At 72.0% G+C, this 20,737-nt stretch carries 15 protein-coding genes and 1 pseudogene; 8 read left to right on the top strand and 8 right to left on the bottom strand.

Features of this window, described 5'->3' with window-relative positions; genetic code table 11:
• Window positions 1-747: 747 nt before the first annotated feature.
• Window positions 748-1,959, top strand: a complete 1,212-nt coding sequence (locus tag FREUN1FDRAFT_RS25180) for an amidohydrolase family protein (RefSeq protein ID WP_006543073.1) — start codon at window positions 748-750, stop codon at window positions 1,957-1,959.
• Window positions 1,960-2,044: 85 nt separating this feature from the next.
• Here FREUN1FDRAFT_RS25180 and FREUN1FDRAFT_RS25175 read toward each other — a convergent pair whose 3' ends face one another.
• Window positions 2,045-4,798, bottom strand: a complete 2,754-nt coding sequence (locus FREUN1FDRAFT_RS25175; RefSeq protein ID WP_006543072.1) for a sensor histidine kinase — start codon at window positions 4,796-4,798, stop codon at window positions 2,045-2,047.
• A 75-nt stretch (window positions 4,799-4,873) separates the two neighbouring features.
• Between FREUN1FDRAFT_RS25175 and FREUN1FDRAFT_RS25170 the strand changes: the two genes are divergently transcribed.
• Together FREUN1FDRAFT_RS25170 and FREUN1FDRAFT_RS25165 are read left to right on the top strand one after the other, a co-directional pair.
• Complete coding sequence (locus FREUN1FDRAFT_RS25170; protein WP_006543071.1) at window positions 4,874-5,197, top strand: acyl-CoA dehydrogenase family protein; 324 nt, start codon at window positions 4,874-4,876, stop codon at window positions 5,195-5,197.
• Window positions 5,198-5,402: 205 nt separating this feature from the next.
• Window positions 5,403-6,170, top strand: a complete 768-nt coding sequence (locus FREUN1FDRAFT_RS25165; RefSeq protein ID WP_006543070.1) for an SDR family NAD(P)-dependent oxidoreductase — start codon at window positions 5,403-5,405, stop codon at window positions 6,168-6,170.
• Between the two features lie 58 nt (window positions 6,171-6,228).
• On the opposite strand, the gene FREUN1FDRAFT_RS25160 is transcribed toward FREUN1FDRAFT_RS25165, so the two are convergent.
• Complete coding sequence (locus FREUN1FDRAFT_RS25160) at window positions 6,229-6,516, bottom strand: hypothetical protein (RefSeq protein WP_198144487.1); 288 nt, start codon at window positions 6,514-6,516, stop codon at window positions 6,229-6,231.
• A 137-nt stretch (window positions 6,517-6,653) separates the two neighbouring features.
• On the opposite strand from FREUN1FDRAFT_RS25160, the gene FREUN1FDRAFT_RS25155 reads away from it, so the two are divergent.
• From FREUN1FDRAFT_RS25155 to FREUN1FDRAFT_RS25140, 4 genes are all read left to right on the top strand, one after another.
• Window positions 6,654-7,433 (top strand): class I SAM-dependent methyltransferase, encoded by a 780-nt coding sequence (locus FREUN1FDRAFT_RS25155; RefSeq protein ID WP_006543068.1) that lies wholly within the window; start codon window positions 6,654-6,656, stop codon window positions 7,431-7,433.
• 172 nt (window positions 7,434-7,605) lie between these two features.
• The gene (locus FREUN1FDRAFT_RS25150) at window positions 7,606-8,325 is read left to right on the top strand and encodes a haloacid dehalogenase-like hydrolase (RefSeq protein ID WP_006543067.1); all 720 of its coding nucleotides are present in this window, start codon (window positions 7,606-7,608) and stop codon (window positions 8,323-8,325) included.
• A gap of 324 nt (window positions 8,326-8,649) precedes the next feature.
• Entirely contained in the window at window positions 8,650-11,235 is a 2,586-nt protein-coding gene (locus FREUN1FDRAFT_RS46730; protein WP_006543066.1) for a hypothetical protein, read from the top strand.
• An 18-nt stretch (window positions 11,236-11,253) separates the two neighbouring features.
• Window positions 11,254-12,096: a hypothetical protein gene (locus tag FREUN1FDRAFT_RS25140; protein ID WP_006543065.1), complete on the top strand. Its 843-nt coding sequence runs from the start codon at window positions 11,254-11,256 to the stop codon at window positions 12,094-12,096.
• Between the two features lie 209 nt (window positions 12,097-12,305).
• Here FREUN1FDRAFT_RS25140 and FREUN1FDRAFT_RS25135 read toward each other — a convergent pair whose 3' ends face one another.
• From FREUN1FDRAFT_RS25135 to FREUN1FDRAFT_RS25115, 5 genes are all read right to left on the bottom strand, one after another.
• A complete protein-coding gene (locus tag FREUN1FDRAFT_RS25135; protein WP_035953404.1) occupies window positions 12,306-12,821 on the bottom strand; it encodes a pyridoxamine 5'-phosphate oxidase family protein in 516 nt (171 codons plus the stop codon).
• Window positions 12,822-12,913: 92 nt separating this feature from the next.
• The gene (locus tag FREUN1FDRAFT_RS25130) at window positions 12,914-13,915 is read right to left on the bottom strand and encodes an aldo/keto reductase (RefSeq protein WP_035953403.1); all 1,002 of its coding nucleotides are present in this window, start codon (window positions 13,913-13,915) and stop codon (window positions 12,914-12,916) included.
• A 138-nt stretch (window positions 13,916-14,053) separates the two neighbouring features.
• On the bottom strand, window positions 14,054-15,991 hold the full coding sequence (locus FREUN1FDRAFT_RS25125) for a TerD family protein (RefSeq protein ID WP_157475304.1): 1,938 nt from the start codon (window positions 15,989-15,991) through the stop codon (window positions 14,054-14,056).
• 70 nt (window positions 15,992-16,061) lie between these two features.
• A complete protein-coding gene (locus FREUN1FDRAFT_RS25120; RefSeq protein WP_006543060.1) occupies window positions 16,062-16,448 on the bottom strand; it encodes an LUD domain-containing protein in 387 nt (128 codons plus the stop codon).
• Window positions 16,449-16,587: 139 nt separating this feature from the next.
• Window positions 16,588-17,514, bottom strand: coding sequence for an alpha/beta hydrolase (locus FREUN1FDRAFT_RS25115; RefSeq protein WP_006543059.1), 927 nt, complete (start codon window positions 17,512-17,514; stop codon window positions 16,588-16,590).
• Between the two features lie 384 nt (window positions 17,515-17,898).
• Here FREUN1FDRAFT_RS25115 and FREUN1FDRAFT_RS25110 point away from each other — a divergent pair, with 384 nt between their 5' ends.
• Window positions 17,899-19,443, top strand: a complete 1,545-nt coding sequence (locus FREUN1FDRAFT_RS25110; protein WP_006543058.1) for an MFS transporter — start codon at window positions 17,899-17,901, stop codon at window positions 19,441-19,443.
• 76 nt (window positions 19,444-19,519) lie between these two features.
• Here the strand turns inward: FREUN1FDRAFT_RS25110 and FREUN1FDRAFT_RS25105 are convergent.
• Window positions 19,520-20,737 (bottom strand): annotated as a pseudogene (locus FREUN1FDRAFT_RS25105) (germacradienol/geosmin synthase); the annotation flags it as partial.

Here is a 20,737-nt window from a genome sequence, read left to right as displayed (position 1 = left end):
CCAAAAAACCGTCGCGCAATACTTCCACAACTCCCGGAATGGTTCTAGGATCACAGCGGCGGGTGGTGGCGCCGCAATCAGCAGGCCCAGCCGCCGACCGGCTCGGCCACCGCATTCCCTGCGCGGTGGCCACTCACGCCACACCGGGGGGTAACGTGCGAACAATCAGTGGCCGGGCGTCCGCCGGCCCCCGCCGGCGAAGACGTCTTCCGGCGATCCCGGGTGGGGTTCACACAGTTCCCGCGCCCATCATCCCACCCGGCCATATCGGCTCTGGCCTGCGCAGATCCGCGTCAATCTGACCAGTGGGCGAGGAACGACGCGCGCCTGCCGCACGCCACGGCGAAGCCGGAGAGGCCGGCACCCAGCTCGCCGTCTGATATCCGTTGACGGTCAGCTCGCCTTGACGCGTTTTCCCGGCTCCACCCTTCCGGACATTCGGCGACGTTGAATCCACGAACGGATCAGCCCAGGCTTCAACGGCCGCATTTCCACATTTCTACGGGATCGGGCCGGCCGGGCCCGGTGACCCGTTTCCATCCATCACCGGAATAACGGTCCGGCACCTCCCGGTAACCGTTACCACTCTTCTGCACCGTCAGGAGCGACAGCTCCGACGCGTCGAATTTCCCGAACACCATCGGCCCTCGCCGCCGCGACTCCCCCGCGGCCGGCCCCGTCAGGCGCCCCGCCTGCCCCGGTCCAGCCCATCCATCCACCTGCGTTCCCGCAGAGAGGACCTCCGCCATGACCGACCACCAGCCAATGCCCACCCGCGGCGGACTGACCCCCGATGGACTGGCCCCCGATGGGCTGACTCCCGACAGCCCGGCTTCCAACAGCCAGGGTCCCGTCGGCTCGTCTTCCGGTGCATCCCGACGTGGTCTGCTCCTGGCCGCGACCGGTGTCCTCTCCGGCGCCGCGGTGGTGGCCGCGACCGCCGCCCCCGCCGCGGCGGCGACCGAGTCGGCCGGCGGCTCGGCTGCCCTCGGCCGGTCGGCAGCGCGTCTTCCCCCGCTCATCGACGTCCACCATCACGCGATGATGCCGACGGCGGTCCGTGACTGGCTGGTCGGGCACGGCGTGATTCCCGCCTCCGGCGGATTCCTCCCCACCCAGTGGGACGTCGAGACGACACTGAGCACCCTGGACAGCTGTGGAATCCAGCTCGCGCTGCTCTCCGCCGCCGTGCCCGCGGCGTTCACCCCCACGCCGGCGCTCGCCGTCGAGCTGAGCACCATCGTCAACAACAGTCTGAGCGAGATCGCGCACGGGCATCCGCGGCGGTTCGGCTGGCTCGCCACGATCCCGTTGCTGGACGCGGCGGACGCCGTCAGCGAGATCAACCGGGCCTACGACGACCTCGGCGCCGACGGGGTGCTGCTGAACACCCACGCCGGCACCCGCTACCTGGGCGATCCCGCCTGGGAACCGGTGCTGGCCGCGCTGGACGAGCGGTCCGCGGTGGTGCTGGTCCATCCATTCGACCTGCCCGGAGCCACACCGATCGCCGTGCCCGCCTTCCTGGTGGACTACGCGGCGGACACCGCTCGCGCGGCCATCCAGCTCGTCGTCTCCGGCGCCCTCGACCGCCACCCGCGCATCGAGTGGATCCTCGCCCACGGCGGCGGCGTCTTCCCCTACCTGGCCGGACGTCTCGCGCTCGGCCGCGCGCTCGGCTACGGGGCGGACCCGGGAACCATCCGGTCCGCCCTGCGCAGGTTCTGGTACGACACCGCCGGCCCGATGTCCCCCTATTCGACACCGAGCCTGCTCGCGGCCGCCGGCGCGGACCGGATCCTGTTCGGCTCCGACTACAACATGATCCCCGCCGCCACCCTCGGCGACGGAATCGCGGCCCTGCGCTCCGACGCCGCGCTGGATGGACGGACCCGGGCGTCGATCGCCCGTGGCAACGCGCTGCGCCTGTTCCCCGCCCTGGCCGCTCGCCTGTCCTGACCGCGGGGTGCGCACGGCGGGTGAGCACGGCGGGGTAAGCACGGAGCGCCTCGGGGGGTGAGCGCCGCCGCGGGCGCCGGCCGGGTCAGTCCTCCCGGTTCTCCCAGCGCAGCTCCACGGTGAGACGTCCGTCGTCGACGTCGACCAGGGCGGCCACGTCGCCGGTCAGGGTGGGTGGCGCCCTGTCCCCGGGCCAGGCGGCGGAGACGAACACGCTGCCACCACCGGCGTCGCTCCACATGGTGAGCAGTGCCCTGTTCTCCGGCAGCATCGCGAGCGTCCGGTCGAGCAGGTCGACCAGTCCCGCGCGCAGGTCGAGCGGGACGGGGAAGCCCACCCGGCCCGCTTCGGTGGCGATCTGGACCTCGACCGTCAGCCCACGGCCTTCGGCGGCGGCGACGACGGCCTCGATGTCGGCGGCGAGGGAGGCCAGGGTCGCGCTCTGGTCCTCCTGGGCGAGCTTGCGCCGGATGCCGGCCGCCTGCCGGGCGCAGAGCCAGCGCCAGCCCGGGTCCCGCGGATCGGCGTCGCCGGCGGCCAGGGTGTCGAGCATGGGCAGCACGTCGTCGCGGATGGCCCCGAGCCACCGGGCCCGCTCACGACGGATCATCGCGTCGGAGTCCTGCCCGGCGTGCGTCTCGGCCTCGGCGCGGGTGGCCCGCGCGGTCGTGTCCGCCGTCCGCCGCAACAGCGAACCGATGATCGCGACGAGGAGCTGGAGCCCGACGATTCCGTAGACCAGCGCCAGCAGTCGCGAGACGGTCAGCGGATCCGTCGCCTGACGGACGATCACGGTCACCACGATCGCGGCGAGGCCCACCCCGGCGGCGGCGACCGCCTGCACCGGCGGGCGGGACGCGGTCACGAAGGCCAGCAGCAGCGCGACGACGATGATGGGCCAGTTCGTGATCCGCAGCAGCTCGGCGTTGTCGACGTTGACGCTGGTCAGCGCCGCGCCGACGGTCAGCATGGTCACGCCCGCGGCATCCGCGGCCGACAGCGGCCGACGCCGCACCACAGCCGCGAGGAGGAACGTCCCGGCACCGAGCGCGCACCACACCCCCACCGCGGCCAGCGGCGAGCGGACCCGGCCGAGGGTGACCAGCAGCGGCACCACCATGAGGGTGTGCCAGGCCAGGGCCACCCCCGCGACAACGACCCGCAGTCCGGCGGCGTAGTCGCGGCGAAGATCCTCAGCGGTCTCCTCCCGCGCCAGATCCGTTCCGGTACGCGTCCCGCGATCGGCACGGTCACGGTCCGCTCCGCCGCGGCCCGCCCGGTCCCCGCCCGCACGGTCCCGGTCGGCACGGTCCCGGTCGGCACGGTCCCGGTCGGCACGGTCTGCGGGTGTTCGCTCCGTCGGGGGCCGAGCGATCTCCGGCCAGCGCATCGTGACGACGGTCCCGCGGCCGGGCGCCGAGTCGACCGACGCCAGGCCACCCGCGTCACGGACCCGGGCGAGCACCGACTGGCACACGCCCAGGCGGTCGGGGGCGGACCGGCCGGGCTGGAACCCGCCACCGTGATCATGGACCCGGACTGTCAGCTGCCCCGATGCCCGCTCCAGCCGGACCCAGGCCTCACCGGTGCCGGCGTGCCGCTCCACGTTGGCCAGGGCCTCACCGGTGGCTCCCGTCAGCGCGGCGACCACGGCGGCCGGCGGATCGCCAGTCACCGTGTCACCTGCTGCGTTCACCGCGTCACCCGCAGCGGTCGCGGTGCCGCTCGCAGCGGTCGCCATGTCACCTGCTGCGGTCGCCGTGCCGCCTGCCGCGACCGTGGCCGGTGGGTCGGTCAGGGGCGCGATCCCCTGAAGGTGCACGACAAGACCACGTTCACGAGCCTGCGTCACCGCCGCGGTCAGGGCGGCGTCCAACCCGACCGCCGGCGGGCCGATGTCATGGGCGAGCAGCTGCCGGATGGCGTCCGCGCCCGCCGCGCAGCGCCGCCGCGCGAGCGCCAGGTCCTCACCGCCGCCCCAGGCCAGCCCGGTCAGCGTGTTCAGGACCGTGTCGTGAAGGACCCGCTGCCGCTCACGGCGGTCACGGTCCAGGGTGAGCACGAGCACCCGGGCCCGATGCCCCAGCATCGCCGAGGTGAGGCGGTCGTCGGCCCGGCGGGCCGTGGCCCGCAGCCGCCTCGTGGCGAACGCGAACAGGACCGGCACCACCAGGGTCAGCACCACCGCCGTGAAAACCTGTGGGCGGCCCTGGTGACCACCGACGGCGACGGCGGCCAGCAGCGCGGCCTCGGCGACGGCGAAGCCACGCCGCGGCAGCACCCACGCCGCGGTGAGCCCACCGTGCAGCACGCTGAGCGTCACCCAGCTCCCGGTATCACCGACCGACTCGGGCGGCAGGCAGTGCGGGCTCAGCGCCGCCGCCACCACGGCCAGCGCGACGGTGCCGAGCGCGAGCCGCGCCCCGGCTCCGTGGCGATAGATCCGGACCACGAGGAAAGCACCCCACGCGGCCGTGAACGCGACGAATCCCAGCGCGACCGGTTTGTCGCGATACCAGTCCCACCACAGCACGACGTAGATCAGGGTGATGGCGCAGGTGGCCATCCGCAGGACCGCGAGCGCCCAGAGCACCGACCGCTCGAGGGCCTGGCCCGCCCGTGACGACGACGCGAGCGGCTGATCACCTGGCAGCCGATCTCCGGGCAGCCGATCCTCCGGCACCAGGGGCCTGATGGCGCCCGAACGGCCCGCGATGCCTGGCTCCGGCATCCGCCGGCGCGGGACCGGCAGGTGGCCCGACGGCTCGGCGCGCCGGCCGACGGCCTCCGGACCGAGTGGATGCCGGCCGTCAGCCACGCCCCCGTAGCGTGCTCTCATGATTCCAGCCTGCCATGTCGGCCGGCCGGCATTCCGGATGTGTCGCCTCCCGCAGTGCGATGGTGGCGCCAGGCGGTGACCTACTGGTCACCCTCGCCGCGCGCACCACGCCAACCAGCGGGTGCGGTCGGGAGCCGGCTGGCTGTTCACGGCTGGCCGGCGGCGGTCGGTGGGCGGGGCGGTTCGCCTCTGCTTCGGGCCGCGGCGGCCGAGGAGTACGCCCGTCGGGGCCTGTTCCTCGAGACACTGATCGCGGTCAACGAGGTGCTCGCGCCGACCGTGATCGCGCTGGCGCCCGAGCTCGCGCAGGCGCGGATGGCCCCGTTCCCGCACGGTACGGACGACTGGCGCCAGGGCTTATCCCCCGGAGCCCCGGCTATGGCTCCTGGCTCGGCGTGACCGAAGGCCGACGCCGACGCCGATCAGCTGGAGACCGCAGCCGCGCCGGGCACGGCGCGTTGAGCACATGCATCTGGCCGGCCAGGTGCACGGTGGCCGGACAGCGCGTTGACGGCCCATCACGCTCTGTCCGGACCCACGGAGCCGCACAGCCGGCACGGCAGACAACCACAAGGCAGACGACCGCAAGGCAAGGAGAATTCGCATGAGCAACAGCTCAGGGCTTCGGGACAGGAGCGTCATCGTGACCGGCGCCGGCTCGGGGATCGGGCGGGCCGCGGCCCTTCTCTTCGCGGCCGAGCACGCCAAGGTCGTCGTGTCGGACATCGACCAGAAGGCAGCGGAGGGGGTCGTCGCCGAAATCGACGCGGCCGGCGGCACCGCTGTCGCGGTGGTCGGCGATCTCAGCGAGCAGCCAGTGGTCGACGAGGTGACCGCCACCGCTCTTTCCGCGTTCGGCGGCCTCGACGTCCTGGTCAACAATGCCGGAATCATGGACCGCATGTCCGCGGCGGGTGAAACCTCCGACGCCGAATGGGAGCGGGTCATCCGGGTCAACCTGACCGCACCTTTCCTGCTCTGCCGCGCCGCCCTGCCGCACATGTTGGCGGCCGGGAAGGGTTCGATCGTCAACACCGCGTCCGAGGCGTCGTTGCGCGGCAGCGCGGCCGGCACCGCCTACACCGTCTCCAAGCACGGCATAGCCGGGCTGACCAGATCACTCGCCGTGATGTACCGGGACCGGGGCATCCGCGCGAACGCGATCGCGCCCGGCGGCACAGCCACGGGAATCACTGTCGACCAGGCCGACGGCGCCGTCGGCCCGACCGTGGTGCGCGGGTACGCCGCCAATGCCGGCCGCCGCTCCACGGCGGAGGAACAGGCAGCGGCCATTGTCTTCCTGGCGTCGGATGCCGCCAGCAACATCAGCGGCGTCATCCTGCCGGTCGACAACGGCTGGTCCGCCGTCTGAGACTGGTCTGCCGTCTGCCGTCTGCCGTCTGCCGATGCCAGCGCCCGCCTGCGGGCCGCTATCCGCCCAGGTCAACCCGAGCGATGCCGGCGGGCAGGGCAGTGATCAGCCGGAGCGCGCCGACGAACGTCGGTTGCCGGCGCGGCTCGCCGTATCGCTCATCCCAGGCACCGGACTCCAGATCTGACCGCAGCCGCGCGAGCCCCCGGTCCGCCGTCACCGGGTCGACGAAGCCCCAGGCGGACTGGCAGCCCCGCACGGACGGGTCGAGGAAACGCTCAGGCCTGTTGTAGAAGGCCTCGGTGAACCCGTCCACACAGTCGGCGGGCACGGGCACCGGGCTCACTGTCGTGGCACCGCCCAGGACGGCCTGAATGCGCTCGATATGACGCTCACACCCGGTCCGCAGGAGACCCACAAAGACCGCAACTGGCCGCCGGAAAATGAGATGCGTGAGCAGCATAGCGGCGCCAGAATCACGCCATGGTCAGCACAGGTTCCGAAGACGCCGTTCTCGGCGCAGCGCTTTACGGTGAGCAGATCGCCGGTGTCTACGACGACTGGTTTTCCCTCCCCGGCAGCGAACCGGAAAGAGCCGCGGCCGCCGACTTCCTGTGTACGCGGGCCGGGCACGGCCCGGCGCTGGAGCTGGGCGTCGGGACGGGCCGGGTGGCGTTGCCGCTCGCCGCGCGGGGAACAACCGTTGTCGGAATCGACGCCTCGCCACGAATGCTCGCCCAGCTGGCGGAGAAACCCGGCGGGCGGGATCTCGAGGTCGTGGTCGGCGATTTCGCCGACGTCACCGCCCCGGGCGGCCCGTTCAGCCTCGTGTACGTCGTGTTCAACACCTTCTTCATGCTCTGTGATCAGGAAACCCAGCTGCGCTGCTTCGCCAACGTCGCCGCGGCGCTGCGCCCGGGTGGACTGTTCGTTCTGGAGGCGTTCGTCCCCGACCAGACGCGCTACGACCGCGGCCAGCGGGTCCTCGTCGACAGCCTGACCTCGGACGCGGCCAGGCTCAGCCTCGCCCTCCACGACCCGGTCGAGCAGCGGGTACAGGTCCGGCATCTGACTCTCGGCCCGGAGGGAATGCGCACCTATCCGATCGAGCTGCGCTACGCCTGGCCGAGCGAGCTGGACCTGATGGGCCGTCTCGCCGGCCTGGAGCTCACCGAACGATGGGGCGGCTGGTCCGGTCAGCCCTTCACCGCCGCCAGCCCCACCCATGTCTCCGTCTGGCGAAAGCCGGACCCGCGCCGATGATTACGGGCCGGCCTGCGAGGGAATACGTAGCGACCCGCCCCCGCAGGCCGACTCGGCGTCCGATTGCCTGATGGTGGCCCTTGGGCGGCGTGAGCCTGGGTGACACGGGTCGTCCCGGTATGGGGACCGGGCTTTGCGGTGTCCGTCCACGGCGGCGTGGAATCATGGCGCGGTGCCTGAGCCTGCCCTCGTCCTGTGGGACATCGACGCGACCCTGCTGACGATCCGGCCGCTGGGCCGGGAGATCCACGCGGCGGCCTTCGCCGAGACGATCGGACGTCCGCTGCGGGAACGGGCCGTGACGACGGGCCGCACCGAGCAGGCCATCGTGCTGGACACCCTGCGGGCCAACGACGCTCCCACCGACGCCGACACCATCAGCGCGCTGTTCGAGGCGATGGGGCGGGCGGCCGTCACGATCGAGGACCGGATGCGGGAGTTCGGCCGGCAGATGCCCGGCGCGGCGGCAGCCATCGCGAGTCTCGCGGTCGCGGGGGTCGTCCAGTCGGTGGTGACCGGGAATCTGCGGTCGGTGACCGGCTCGAAGCTGCGTGCCCTCGGGCTGACCGACCACCTCGACCTCTCCGTCGGCGGCTACGGAGACGACGGCCTGGATCGTGCGGACCTCGTCCGCCGCGCGATCGAGCGCACACAGGCCGCCTACGGCCGGGCCTTCGCGCCCGCCCGCGTCATCGTCATCGGTGACACCCCGCATGACGTGCGGGGAGCATTGGACGTCGGCGTGCGGGCTGTCGCGGTGGCAAGCGGTGAGACCACAGCCGAGGATCTCGCCGCCGCGGGCGCGGACGCCGTCCTCGCCGATCTGACCGACCTCGACGCCCTGTGGCGGGCGATGTTCGGCGGCGCCCAGACCCGCGGCCTTCCGGTCTGAGGGCCGGCCGGCACAGGCAGCACGGGCAGCAGGCGTCCTGAGAGGAACAGGGAGATGCAGGGATTCCAGGGCCCGGCAGGGCGGAGTCAGGGGCCGGGAGACGGACAGCCGCAGAGACCATCGCAGCCAGGGCCGGCGCCGGCGGGTCCGGGGCTGAGCGATCCAGGGCTGATGGCTCGGGGTCCGGCGGGGCACGGGCAGGCACAGCCGGGGCACGGGCAGGCACAGCCAGGGCACGGTCCGGGGCAGGGACAGGCGGGACTGGGGGCACTCGCCGGGAGGGCGGCGCGGCTGGCCGGCCGGCAACCTGGCGGTCCGGCACCCGTGCCCGGACCGGTCCAGGGCCGGATCGTGTTCGACAGCGCGTGGTTCCCGATCCGCGAACACGGGTCCAGCGGGTTCTCCATGATGGGCAGTCGCCGGCTGCTGCTGACCGACCGCCCGGCTGTCTACGTCCACGAGACGAACGTGCTCGGCGCCGGGGTCTTCTCCGCCCTGGAACCTGCCGTCGACCCGGATGCGTCCGTCGAGCTCGTCGAGAGCAGCACCCGCCTCTTCGTCAACGCGCGGCTGCCCGGCGACCGGACACTGAGCGCGTCTACGGTGGCGCCGCTGCCACCCGACGCACTCGCGGTGCTGACCAGCTTGCAGGGCCGCCTGCTCGCGGACGCCGCCTCGACCTCGTTCGTCAGCCCGTGCGCGGTGTCGGTGACACTGCTGTTCGAGGACGACCCGGCGGCCGCGGCAGTTGCCGAGTCCGGAGCCGTCGGCGGGGCTGGAACGGAACCAGCCATCCCTGGCGTCGATCCCACAGCGCAGGGTGGCGCCGCGGTGGGGATCGGGCCCGTGGAAGCAGGTGCTACCGCGCCGGGGATCGGGGGCGCTGGCAGGCCGCACTCGTCGACGTTCCCGTTCCCTGCGGCGCCATCGCCGCCAGCGGTTCCCGCGCCTCCGGTACCGCCAGCGCCTCCGGTACCGCCAGCGCCTCCGGTACCGCCAGCGCCTCCGGTACCGCCGTCACCGCCGGCGGCTCCGGCGCTTCCGGAGCTGACCGCGTATGTCGTGGTGCGGGGAGGGCGGCTGGAGCTGCGTTCCCGCGGGCGCACGCTCGTCGACTGGCCCCGCAACCGGATCGAGCTGACCGCCGTGGGGCCGACGGCCGCGCGGTTGCGAGGCGGCGCCGTCCTGGACGGACGTTTCCTCACCGGCGTGATCCTGCACCTTGTCACCCCGCAGGTCCTGCACGCTTTCCTCACCGCGGCAGCCGCGGCCACAGCCACCGGGCCCCACCGGGTGGCCGGCGCGGCGAGGCCAGCGGGATCGCCGGAGGCAGTGGGTGTCGACGCGGCGCGCGGCGACGGTGAGACAACCGCGGACGAAGCCGGCAGGGACCGCTCCGGAGAACACCCCACGCCGCTGCGGACAGGACCAGCACCATTCGGGACGTCCGCTGCCGTCGCCGCGCGGGGGGTGGCAGGCAGCGCCGACGTCGCCCGGCTGGACTGCGTGCTTCATGACACCACCCTTGAGCTGCAGGAAGTGCACAGCTCCCAGGTCGTGGCACGTTTCGATCTGACGGACTCGCGGCTTCGGGTCGCCGGCTCCGCCGAGCGGTTCGTTCTGTTCGACCCGGAGCACGGTCCGGTGACGGTGCAGTGTGAGTCGGCGGCGTTCGGCCGGCGTCTGCAGGAGCATCCAGGCGTGCGGGCCGCGGCCGAGCGGACGTTGGCCACCGGCCCCTACCCCGCCGAGCTCGCCGATGGACGTCCGGTGGCCTGCGCCGTTTCCACGGACGCGCTGCGGGTGCGTGGGCCTGGAGTGGACCTGTACCTGCCGTTCGCCGCCATGCGGGAGGTGGCGGGGACGTCCACGGAGTCGCGGGCGGAACTGCGGGTGACCGCGGCGACCGGAATGGCCAAGGCGACCGAGGCCGTTGACGCGACGATCGTGGGGCAGCTCGAGCTGGTGCGGGCGGTGCACACCGACGTCGTCGCCGGCCGCAACGCACTCACCGACCCTCGGCACATCGCGGACATGCTGCGCGCCGCCGCGGGCCTTGAGGAGGACTACTTCCTCTATACGATCTTCGGCCCGTTCTACGAGTTGCATGCGGTGCTGCTCGGCGACGGGATCGGCGCCAGGCTGAGCGGCCAGGTACCGTTGCCGGGCGATGACGAGGGGCGTGCGCGCACCGCCGCGACCCTCGCGGAGGGGCTGGTCGAGCTGCAGCGCCACCTGGACCAGGTCGGTTCGGTGCTGCCGGCGTTCGTCCGGCATCGCGACGCACGGCTGCTGGAGCCACTCACCGGGGGCCGGGAGCCGGCCTGGCTGAAAGCGCAGGAGGGTCGGCTGCGCGCCGCGCTCGCTCCCGCGCAACGTGCCGCCGCCGAGACCGGTCAGCTCGCCGCGCAGGTGTCGCGGCTGCTCGACCTCGACCCGGCGGCCCTGCCACGACCGGACTACACCGGCGCCGCCGTGTCTCTCGGTGTCGCCGCGTTGCTCAATCCGGTCTTCCTCGTCTCCGGTGCGAGCCAGGTCTACAGCCGGTACGCCCAGGGCGAGAAACGCGTCGCGGCGGTCGGGGCGCAGTCCGCCCGCGGCTGGGCGACGGTGATCGACCGGTGGAACACTCTTGTCACCACCACGCTTCCGGTGCTGGGCTATGTACTCACCGAGAACCTGTTCGCGCCACGCTGGGAGACCACCCGTCAGATGGCCCTCGAACTGCGCGGAGCGCCGGTCGACGTCCGCCACGAGGTGCTGCGGGCCGTCGCGCGACGCCTCGCCCGACTGGACGTACTGCGGCGCTATCCCGCGAACTCCGGGATCCGGGTGGGTCGCGGCACCATCGCCGACCATCTGCGCGCAACCCGGGACGCCGTCAGCACCCCTCGGTTCGCCGACTTCTGAAAGGCGCAGGCCGCGGACATGCCCCTTTTCAGCAGCCAGTTCGACCGGACACGCCCCCACGTCGACACCTACGCCGGGCGGCACAACGACCCAGGTCTGCCGCCCCTGCTCGCCTCGGCCGCCGTCGGCGCGGTCGTCGGCGCCACGGTGGTCGCCACCGCGCTTCTTGCGGACACGGTGGCCGACACGGACAACCACGCCCACGACGTCGACACGCCACACGACCAGGAGCCGGCCCACGAACTGGACCCGGACTCGACGGCCCACCACGACGGCCGAGCCGACCAACACGACGGCAGTGTGGCTCACGCGGACAGCGATGGCGATGGCGATGGCGATGGCGATGGCGGAGAGAAGACACCGGAGGACGACAGCCTCACCAAGCACGCGGACGAGTCCGCCGAGCTCCAACTCACCGGTCACACCAGCGACAGTGCCGTTGCCGGAAGCGGTGGCGGTGGTGAGGCCGAATGGGGCCATGGATGGGACACCGGTTGGGATCTCGACCCGCACGCCGGCCAGCCAGAGATGTCCAACGCCGCGGCGGCATTGGCCGACAGTCGCACAGCAGCCGATCACAACGACGACCAAGCCGGCACCAAGCAGGTCGTCGGGCCGGACGCCCACGAGTTCCAGCACGCGTCCCATGAACACGAAGGCGGCTTCGGTGACGGGTTGGATGACCACGGACCCAAGGAGCACGCCGACGACACCCACGACGGCTGGAAAGGCCCCGCCGATCATGGCGATCATCTCGACCCGGCCGCCGACTCAGTTCTCGGGCACGATGTCGCCTTCGACGAACACCCCCTGATGCACCCGGATGATTTCACCGACGGCCCGGATCTCCTGCATGGCTGAGGAGGCGTGCAGCGGCGCCTGCTCAGCCGCGGCCGGGGGTGTTCCGGTGAACCAGTCCGACCGGGCGCCGGTACGAGGTCCGTCCGCATTCGTATCTCGACGGGAGAACACCACCACCGACCACGGCATTAGTGATCAGCCGTGGTGAAAACACCAGGCCCGGCCCGGCCCGTGGCCGAACTGGCAGAAGGGCCGCCGGCGCAGACGTTCTAGCGCGCCGGCGGCTGCGGGTAACGGGGTGCCGTCGTCCCGCCCACCGGGATCGGTGGCAGGCCAAGCTTGTGGTGATCCCAGGAACGGACACGCTCGACATCGACCCGCACGGCGACCCGCTTGTGCAGCATGTTTTCCACGAGCGGCTTGATCTCGCCGCTGTACGGGCCGTGATAACGCTCCCAGACGTTGACCCCGACATTCCACAGCGTCTCAGCGTCATCGACGATCTCGGCCCGGCCTTCCAGGGACACACCACGCAGTGCGTCGTAGGTCAGACCGTCCTCCATCAGAACAGTCACCCGGGGGTCACGGCGAATGTTGAGCGCCTTCTGCGCCTTCGCCTTCGTCTCGAACCACAGGACCCCGTCAAGGACGGCGAACCACATCGCGACGGCATGTGGATGCCCGTCCGGACCGAGCGAGACAAGCGTCGCGGTGCGTCGCGTGGCCACATAGGCCGAGATCTCGTCCGCCGTCATCTCGACCTGGGATCGCTGGTTGACACCCACCGCTCAGTCCCCTTTCCGGGAGGAACACTCGATGACGAGCCGAGATGCGCGCCCTGGAACGCCCGGCCGGCACCGCCGAGCCCACCGCGGTGTCAGCGGCCGGCCACGGCACGGCGGGGTGGGACCGAGATACCGGCGACCGGGCGGGTCCGGTAGGGGGCTTCGAGGCGGGCGGCCTCGTCGTCGGTGAGCACCAGGTCGAGCGCGGCGACAGCCTCGTCGAGATGCTCGGGCCTGGTCGCGCCGACAATCGGGGCGACGACGACCGGATTACGCGCCAGCCACGCCAGTGCCACCTGGGCCCGGCTGACACCGCGCTCGGCGGCGATCTTGGCGACCTCGTCGACGATCAGCCGGTCGTCGACGTGGTAGAGGGTCCGGGCAAAGGCGTCGGTCTCGGTGCGGGTGGTGGTGGTGTCCCAGTCCCGGGTGAGGCGACCACGAGCGAGTGGGCTCCACGGGATGACGCCGATCCCCTGGTCCGCGCACAGCGGGAGCATCTCCCGCTCCTCCTCTCGATAGAGGAGGTTGTAGTGGTTCTGCATCGAGACGAAGCGTGTCCAGCCGTGGCGTTCCGCGACGAACAGTGCCTTGGCGAACTGCCAGGCGGCCATCGACGAGGCGCCGATGTACCGGGCCTTGCCGGAACGGACCACGTCGTGCAGTGCTTCCAGGGTCTCCTCGATCGGGGTCGAGTCGTCCCAGCGGTGGATCTGGTACAGGTCGATGTAGTCGGTGCCGAGGCGACGCAGGCTGGCGTCGATCTCGGTCATGATGACCTTGCGGGACAGCCCCGCGCCGTTGGCGCCGCGCCGCATCCGGCCCTGCACCTTGGTGGCGATCACGACCTCGTCACGCCGGGCGAAGTCACGCAGGGCCCGGCCGGTGATCTCCTCGCTGCGGCCCAGCGAGTAGACGTTCGCGGTGTCGAAGAAGGTGACGCCGGCCTCGACCGCCCGCTCGAAGAACGGCCGGGACGCCTCCTCGTCCAGCGACCACGGATGCGTCCCCTGCCCAGGCGTGCCATAGCTCATGCAGCCCAGGCAGACACGGGAGACCTCCAGACCGGTCGACCCCAGCTTCACGTACTCCACGAGAACAGCACCCACTTCCACGGTGAGGAGCCTGCGAGGATCCGCCAACCCGTAACTCTCCCACGGACCAGTGGCCGGGGATGTCCCACCGCCACCGACGCCCCTGATCGCCCCGGCCGGTGACTCAGTGCCGGTGACTCAGTCGGTGGCGTCGACGCCGTAGCCGCGGGCCAGGTCGACCAGGCCATGGTCATGGCCCTGGCCGACCGCGCGGAACCGCCACATGCCGTTGCGGCGGTACACCTCGGCAAGCACCATGGTCCGCTCGGTCGTCGCCGCGTCCAGGGTCGCGTGCAGCCACGGCTGCCCGTCCGGGGTGCGGGCCGCCACGTTGACGGGCCCGATGTCACCGAAGGTCCGGCCGTCACCGAGCGCCGCCGCGATGACGACCCGATGCACCGAGCTTGGCAGGGTCATGAGATCGAGAGTGATCGCCTGCTCCGACGGGCCGTCCACGCTGAGGCTGGCGGCACCGTCGTCGGTGTGCGGCTGGTTGAAGAAGACGAAGTCGTCGTCGTCACCGACCAGTTCGTTCACACCCACCAGGAACGCGACCAGGTCGATCTCCACCGTGCTGTCCCAGGCCCAGGTGGCGGCGACGGTCCAGCGCGCACCTGCCGTCGCGACCGGGAGGTCCACGACGGCGCCCCTCACCAGCGACTTCGGCGCGCCGGTGCCCGGCTGGGCGGGCGCCTGGCGCCCGGTGGCGAGCAGGTCGTCGAGCAGCCGCAGGAACGTGTCGGCGGTGGTCACCGGAAGTCCGAGGGTTTGGATCCGCGCCATCCTGCGGTCAGCTTCCCCGCCGGGAAGGCACACCACGTCCGTCACGCTGGCGGTCAGGTTCACCGCCGCCAGACCACCGGCGCTGATGACCCGTTCCCGCAGAGCGGCCGCCTCGGCGTGCGGCCCGCCGAGGACGAGGACGCGCCGCACGGCGAACGGTCGCCGCGCCGCCGGCCCGCCACCGCCCCGCGCGGCTGGAACGCGCCCAACCGTGGGAGCAGCCGACGCAGCCGACGAAGTCGACGCAGCTGTGGGAGCAACCGGAGCAGCCGACGCCGGCTGAGTGACCGGCGCGGGCTCACCTGTCGGCGCGGATGCTGCGACGGGAGCAGGGGTGGGAACCAGTGCCGGAGCGCGAACCAGCGCGGGTGCGGGGACGTCGCGGGGGCTGCCGGCGGCGACGTCGGCAGCCAGCCGCAGGAAGGTTGCCTCGTCGATGACGGGAACGCCGTGCGCCACGGCAGCCTTCGCCTTGCCGCTGCCGGAGCCGACGTGGTTCGTCACGAGCACGCTCGTGCGGCGGCTCACCGAGGTCGCGACGGCGAGTCCGGCATCGATGGCGAGCTGTTCCAACCGATCTCTGGGAGTGTCGGTCTCCCCGGTGAAGGCGATCCGCATGCCCTGGATCAGGCCGGCCTCGGCGAGCTGGCCCGGGTTGACGAACGCGCAGCGGGCTCGCGGCGCCCGAGCCGGCTGTGGTGTGGGCGTCCGGTCGCCGGCAGTGATGGGCAGTTCCAGGTCCTGCTCCCCGGCCAGGGCGAGCATGCGCGGCAGGACCTCGGCGACCACCATGGCGTCGGCCAGCGCGTCGTGCTGGCGTTCGAAGGGCACCGCCCAGAAATCGGCGATGGTTGCCAGCCTGAAGTCGGGGACCGGCAGGTCCAGCCGCCGGGCCAGCACGCAGGAGCACATCCGTCGTTCGGTCGGCAGCTCCCGGCCGGCCCGCACGGCCTCCGCGGTGAGGAAACGCCAGTCGAAGGACGCGTTGTGCGCGACCATCACCCGCCCGGCGAGGCGGGAGGCCAGCTCGTCGACGACGTCGGCGAATGTGGGGCTTCCGGCCAGCAGCTCCCGGGTGAGGCCGTGGATGTGTACCGGGCCGGGGTCGCAGCCGGGGTCCAACAGCGTGGTCCACCGCTCACCGACCGCGCCGTCCGCGCCGACCTGCACGACCGCGATCGACAGGATCCGGTCCCGGTCCGCGGCCAGCCCGGACGTCTCCACATCGACCACCGCGAACGGGTGCGAGTGTGCTGCCGGACGGCCCGCGGGCGAGATGGTAGGAGCGGCCACAAGGTGCACTGTGGACGATAGCGCCCAACAAGGTACACACAAACGAAACACCACTTGAACAAATAGGCGTTCATGGCGACGCCAGAACACCCGCTCCGGGCCGCCGGCCCGTGGCCCGCCGGCCGGCTGCGGCCGGTCCGCAGCCGGCCGTGCCGGATCGGAAGCCGATGGTCTCCCGCACAAGAATGACCGTCCCCCGGTCGGGGAAGGCCTCGCGCTCGAGGATCAGGATGCGCCCGATGAAGGACGACTGCCCGTAGAGGTCGGCCAGCCGCTGATGCTCGCGGGGCAGGCTGTAGGTGCGGAGTCGACGTAGGGCGGTTTCGAGGTCCGGGACAATCTTCTGCGCGCCCACGACCCAGATCGCGCGCCGGGCACCGGACGCATAGGGAGCGAACTGGCTCCCGCTCGCCGAGCCGACCACGAGCGACTGGGCGGCAAGCAACGCGGCTGACATCGACGAGGCCCGGCGCCGCTACGACGCCAGAGACCGGCCCTGACCTGGCTGCTGCCGCCGACGACCGCCGCACCACGGTGTCACCGTGCCACCGGTGGGTGCGTCACCATGCCACCCGGTGGGCTGCCCCGTTCCGCGCTCAGGCTTCTTCGCCGAGCACGTGGCGCAACCAGTCTCGCGCCGCGGCCAGATAGGCGCGGCTCAGGTCGGTGTCCGGGGCCCAGGTCTCGAATCCGTGCGGTGCGCCGGGCACGACGTGGAAGGTCGTCGACACCCCGGCGGCGCTCAGCCGCCGCGCGTAGTCCCTGTCCTCGTCGAGGAAGAGATCGACATCGCCCACCCCGACCCAGGCGGGCGGAAGTCCTCGCAGGTCCTCGCGGCGGGCCGCGACAGCGAACGCCGGCAGGGCCTGGGCTCCGGGATCTGTGGCCAGGTAGGAACGCCAGCCGAAGCGGTTGAGCCGGTTGTCCCACACCGGGTGACGGGCCACGTCCAGCTCACGTCGCGCAGCGGTGCGATCGTCGAGCATCGGGGCATGCAACCACTGGGCGGCCGGCGCGGGGCCATCGGTGTCGCGCAGCCGCTGGACCAGGCAGGCGGCCAGCCCGCCACCGGCGCTCTGGCCGCCGATCGCCACTCGCGACGGGTCCACGCCCAGCTCACCGGCCTGCCGCACGAGCCACTCCCACCCCGCCTGACAGTCGTCGAGCGCCGCGGGAAACGGAAAGTCCGGGGCGAGCCGGTAGTTGACGGACACGACGACGATGCCGAGCTCGCGCGCGGTCTGACCAGATTGACGATCATCCTGGACCGCCGACCCCATGATCATTCCACCGCCGTGGATCCACAGCAGCGCGCCGGCCGAATGCCGGACGTCCGGGCGGTAGAGCCGGGCATCGTGGCCCGCGACGGGCACGGTCTCCACGGTGACACCGGCGGTTGCCGCCGTGGGCATCCGACGGATCGCGAGCCGGACCAGGCCGCGAACCCAGGCACGGTCGACGCGCACCCGCGGTGACCTGCGCAGCCTGGCCCGCAGCTGCGGCGCGACCACGCCGGACGTCATCGACCGCCTCCCATTTGCCCACGGTAGCCCGCATTCGCCCACACCGGCCACGGAACGGTGCGCGGGTGCGGCCGGGCACGACCACGGGCCTGGCCAGGAGTGCCGCCGGGAGTGTGTCCGGGCTCACTTTCCCGCCGGAAGACCACCTCGTTCGTATCGCTGACCTGCACATATACGATTTCGATCGGACGGCTCGCCGCGCGTCACGGTCCCGCTGGCCCCGGCACGGCGGCCTCGGTCGGGAATTCCGACTCCGCGCGTGGACTTCTGCAGTGTCGATCGGCCGGCAGTGTCGATCAGCTGGTGGGCCCGCTCACGCCGAAGGCGCAGGTAGGCGGGGCTGTCCGGCTCTCCAGACTTGGTTGTGGAAGGAGCCCGGTGCGTATGTCGGGCGGTGTCGGCACAGTGGCGCGTCAGGCCGGGAGCGAACACGGCGGGGTCGGCGAACACAGCGGCGTCAGCGGGGCCGGAGGCAACCCCGGGTCATCGGCCGCGGCGGTGGATTCGCGACGGTGGCGGGCGCTCCCGGTGATCCTCATCGCCAGCTTCATGAGCCTTTTCGACGTCTTCGTCGTCAACGTGGCGGCACCGAGCATCGAGAGTGACCTGGGCGCGTCCAATGCCGGCCTCGAGCTCATCGTGGGCGGCTACTCGTTCACCTACGCCGCCGGTCTGGTCACCAGCGGTCGGCTCGGTGACCGGTTCGGACGCCGTCGCATGTACCTGATCGGCATGGCCGTCTTCACCGCCGCGTCGGCGCTGTGCGGTGTCGCGCCGAACGAGGCGACCCTCATCGGTGGCCGGCTACTGCAGGGCGCCGGCGCGGCCGCCATGGTCCCCCAGGTCCTCGCACTGATCACCGTGAGCTTCCCGGCGGCGGAGCGGGCGCGGGCGTTCGCCTTCTTCGGCGTCACGATCGGGCTCGGCGGCGTCTGCGGGCAGGTCCTCGGCGGGGTGCTGCTCGACCTGGACATCCTCGGTCTCGGCTGGCGTCCGATCTTCCTCGTCAACGTCCCGATCGGGCTGGCGGCGCTGGTCGGCGCGCGGCGGCTCGTCGCCGACTCCCGGGCCACCCGTCCAGAGAGCCTCGACCCGGTGGGCCTCGGCGCGTTGACGCTCGGTATCGGTCTGGTGCTCGTCCCACTCACCCTGGGCCGCGACGAAGGATGGCCGCTGTGGACGTGGCTCGCGCTCACCGCCGGCCTTCTCGTCCTCGGCGGGTTCGCCGGCTGGGAGGCACGCCTGGCCCGCGGCGGCGGACACCCGATCATCCCACCGGCGGTGGTGCGGTCCCGGCCGGTGGTCGGCGGCATGGTGATGATCGCGGGCTACTTCCTGTTCTTCGGCGGTTTCCTGCTCTCGCTCACGATCTTCCTGCAGGCCGGCCAGCACCGCTCACCGTTGAACGCCGGGCTGATGTTCGCGCCGCTCGGTGTCGTGTTCGCGCTGGCGTCGCTGTGCGCCCGGCCGCTGGCCGGCCGGTTCGGGCCGCGCGTGCTCAGCGCCGGTGCGCTGGCCACCTCGTTGTCGCTGGTCGGCTTCGCGGTGGCGGTCGCGATGGAGGGCACCGGCGTCTCGGCCTGGGAGCTGACCCCGCTGCTGATGCTCGCCGGCGTCGGCAACGGTCTGGTGATCCCGGCGTTGGCGGCGACCGTGATGGCCGCCGCCCCGGCGGACATCAGCGGGACGGTCAGCGGCGTCCTCACCACCACCCAGCAGTTCGCCTCGGCGCTGGGGGTTTCCGGCGGCGGCGCGCTCTTCTTCGCGCAGAGCGCCCGGCACGGCCCGGACGCCGGCCTGCTCGCCACCGTCCTCGTCGGCCTGGTCTCGGTCGCGGTCGCCTTCCTCGGCTCGCTCGTCCTCCCCCGCGCCGCGGTCGTCACGCCGTCCGTACCGACGCCTGCTCCCGTCCCTGCGAAAGTCGCCTGACCAGGTCGTGCACCGTCCGCCGTCGTCCGAGCTGCACCGTCGGCCGAGCTGCACCGTCGGCCGAGCTGCGAAGGGGTCAGGGCCGAGCCGCCAGGCCGCCTGTCCCAGCGCGCGCGATGCCGGCAGCGACGCGCGCGGCGGACGTCCCGAGCCCGGTCGGGGAGCCGAACGGCGGGACACCGGCCGCCGGATGCCGGCGCAGCTCCGACTCGTCGTAGCGGCGGGTCTCCTCGTGCCAGCGGAGCACGCCCGCCATCCAGTTCCGCAGTTCACCCACGTAACGCCCGACCGCGGCCCGGGCATCCTCGGCGAGGCCGAAAGCGTCGAACATGGCGGGCAGCTCACGGTCCACGATGTGCTCGAACTGCCGCATCCGGGCGGTCATCAGGTCGTTGACGACCACCATGGCCCGCTCGGTGGGGCAGTCGAGGAAGTTGCGCACCACCAGAACACCGTTGTTGAGCTCGCCTTCGAACTGGATCTCCTTCTGGTACGAGTAGATGTCGTTGAGCAGGGCGGCGTAGTCCGCGGCCGAGTTCTCCAGCGCGCGGATCGGGCCCGCCGCACCGACCTCGGCCGGCAGGCTCGATTCGGAGCCGATCCGGGTGAGGGTGATGGTCAGATCCGCGCCGAAGGTCGCCCGCCGCATCTCCAGGTAGTCCACGGGATCGGGTATCCGGTTGCCGGCGTGGTTCGCCAGCTCCCACAGCCAGCTGTCGAGCATCCTGTCGACCGCGCCGCGGAAGGCGCGGCGGGCGTCGCGGTCCAGCGGCGGCGCGGTGTGCGCCCACAGGTCGGCCAGCGCCTTTTCCAGGGGGATCACCGGAGGTGATGCCGCCTCCGCGCTCGCCCCGAGCTCCAGAGGGAGGAATTCCTTCAGCCGTTCGGTGCACGCCCGCGCGCCGGCGAGATCCCGGGTTCTTCCGAAGACCACCGGATAGTAGTCGTCCGCGTAGGTTCCCCAGGTGAGCCAGCGCGCGGCCAGGAAAAGCGCATCCCGGTCCGCCGTGGGGTGAATGCAGGCGGCGCAGAGCGGGAAGTCGTAGGAGACGAGCTTGTGCTCGTCCCAGATGCCGGGGACCGGGTCGAGCAGGCCCGTCGCCCGAGACCACCGGACGGTGTCGCGCCGGGCGCTCGCCAGGTGGGGGTTCTCGCCCGTCTCGAAGGGCATGTAGGGAGCCGGAACACGCATGGATCCGACGGCCTGGAAGGGCACGTGACTGAAAGCCCGCAGCCGCTGCGGCGCCGTGGCGAGAATCGATTCCAGCACTCGGGCGGTGGACGTGCCCAGGCC

The sequence above is a fragment of the Parafrankia sp. EUN1f genome, assembly GCF_000177675.1.
GTDB lineage: Bacteria > Actinomycetota > Actinomycetes > Frankiales > Frankiaceae > Parafrankia.
This window is presented reverse-complemented; position numbering and strand designations above follow the sequence as displayed.

Coding starts and splice junctions, on each gene's coding strand:
- FREUN1FDRAFT_RS25175 (WP_006543072.1), bottom strand. CDS start 4,798: ATGAGAGCACGCTACGGGGGCGTGGCTGACGGCCGGCATCCACTCGGT.
- FREUN1FDRAFT_RS25110 (WP_006543058.1), top strand. CDS start 17,899: ATGTCGGGCGGTGTCGGCACAGTGGCGCGTCAGGCCGGGAGCGAACAC.
- FREUN1FDRAFT_RS25180 (WP_006543073.1), top strand. CDS start 748: ATGACCGACCACCAGCCAATGCCCACCCGCGGCGGACTGACCCCCGAT.
- FREUN1FDRAFT_RS25115 (WP_006543059.1), bottom strand. CDS start 17,514: ATGACGTCCGGCGTGGTCGCGCCGCAGCTGCGGGCCAGGCTGCGCAGG.
- FREUN1FDRAFT_RS25165 (WP_006543070.1), top strand. CDS start 5,403: ATGAGCAACAGCTCAGGGCTTCGGGACAGGAGCGTCATCGTGACCGGC.
- FREUN1FDRAFT_RS25155 (WP_006543068.1), top strand. CDS start 6,654: ATGGTCAGCACAGGTTCCGAAGACGCCGTTCTCGGCGCAGCGCTTTAC.
- FREUN1FDRAFT_RS25140 (WP_006543065.1), top strand. CDS start 11,254: ATGCCCCTTTTCAGCAGCCAGTTCGACCGGACACGCCCCCACGTCGAC.
- FREUN1FDRAFT_RS25120 (WP_006543060.1), bottom strand. CDS start 16,448: ATGTCAGCCGCGTTGCTTGCCGCCCAGTCGCTCGTGGTCGGCTCGGCG.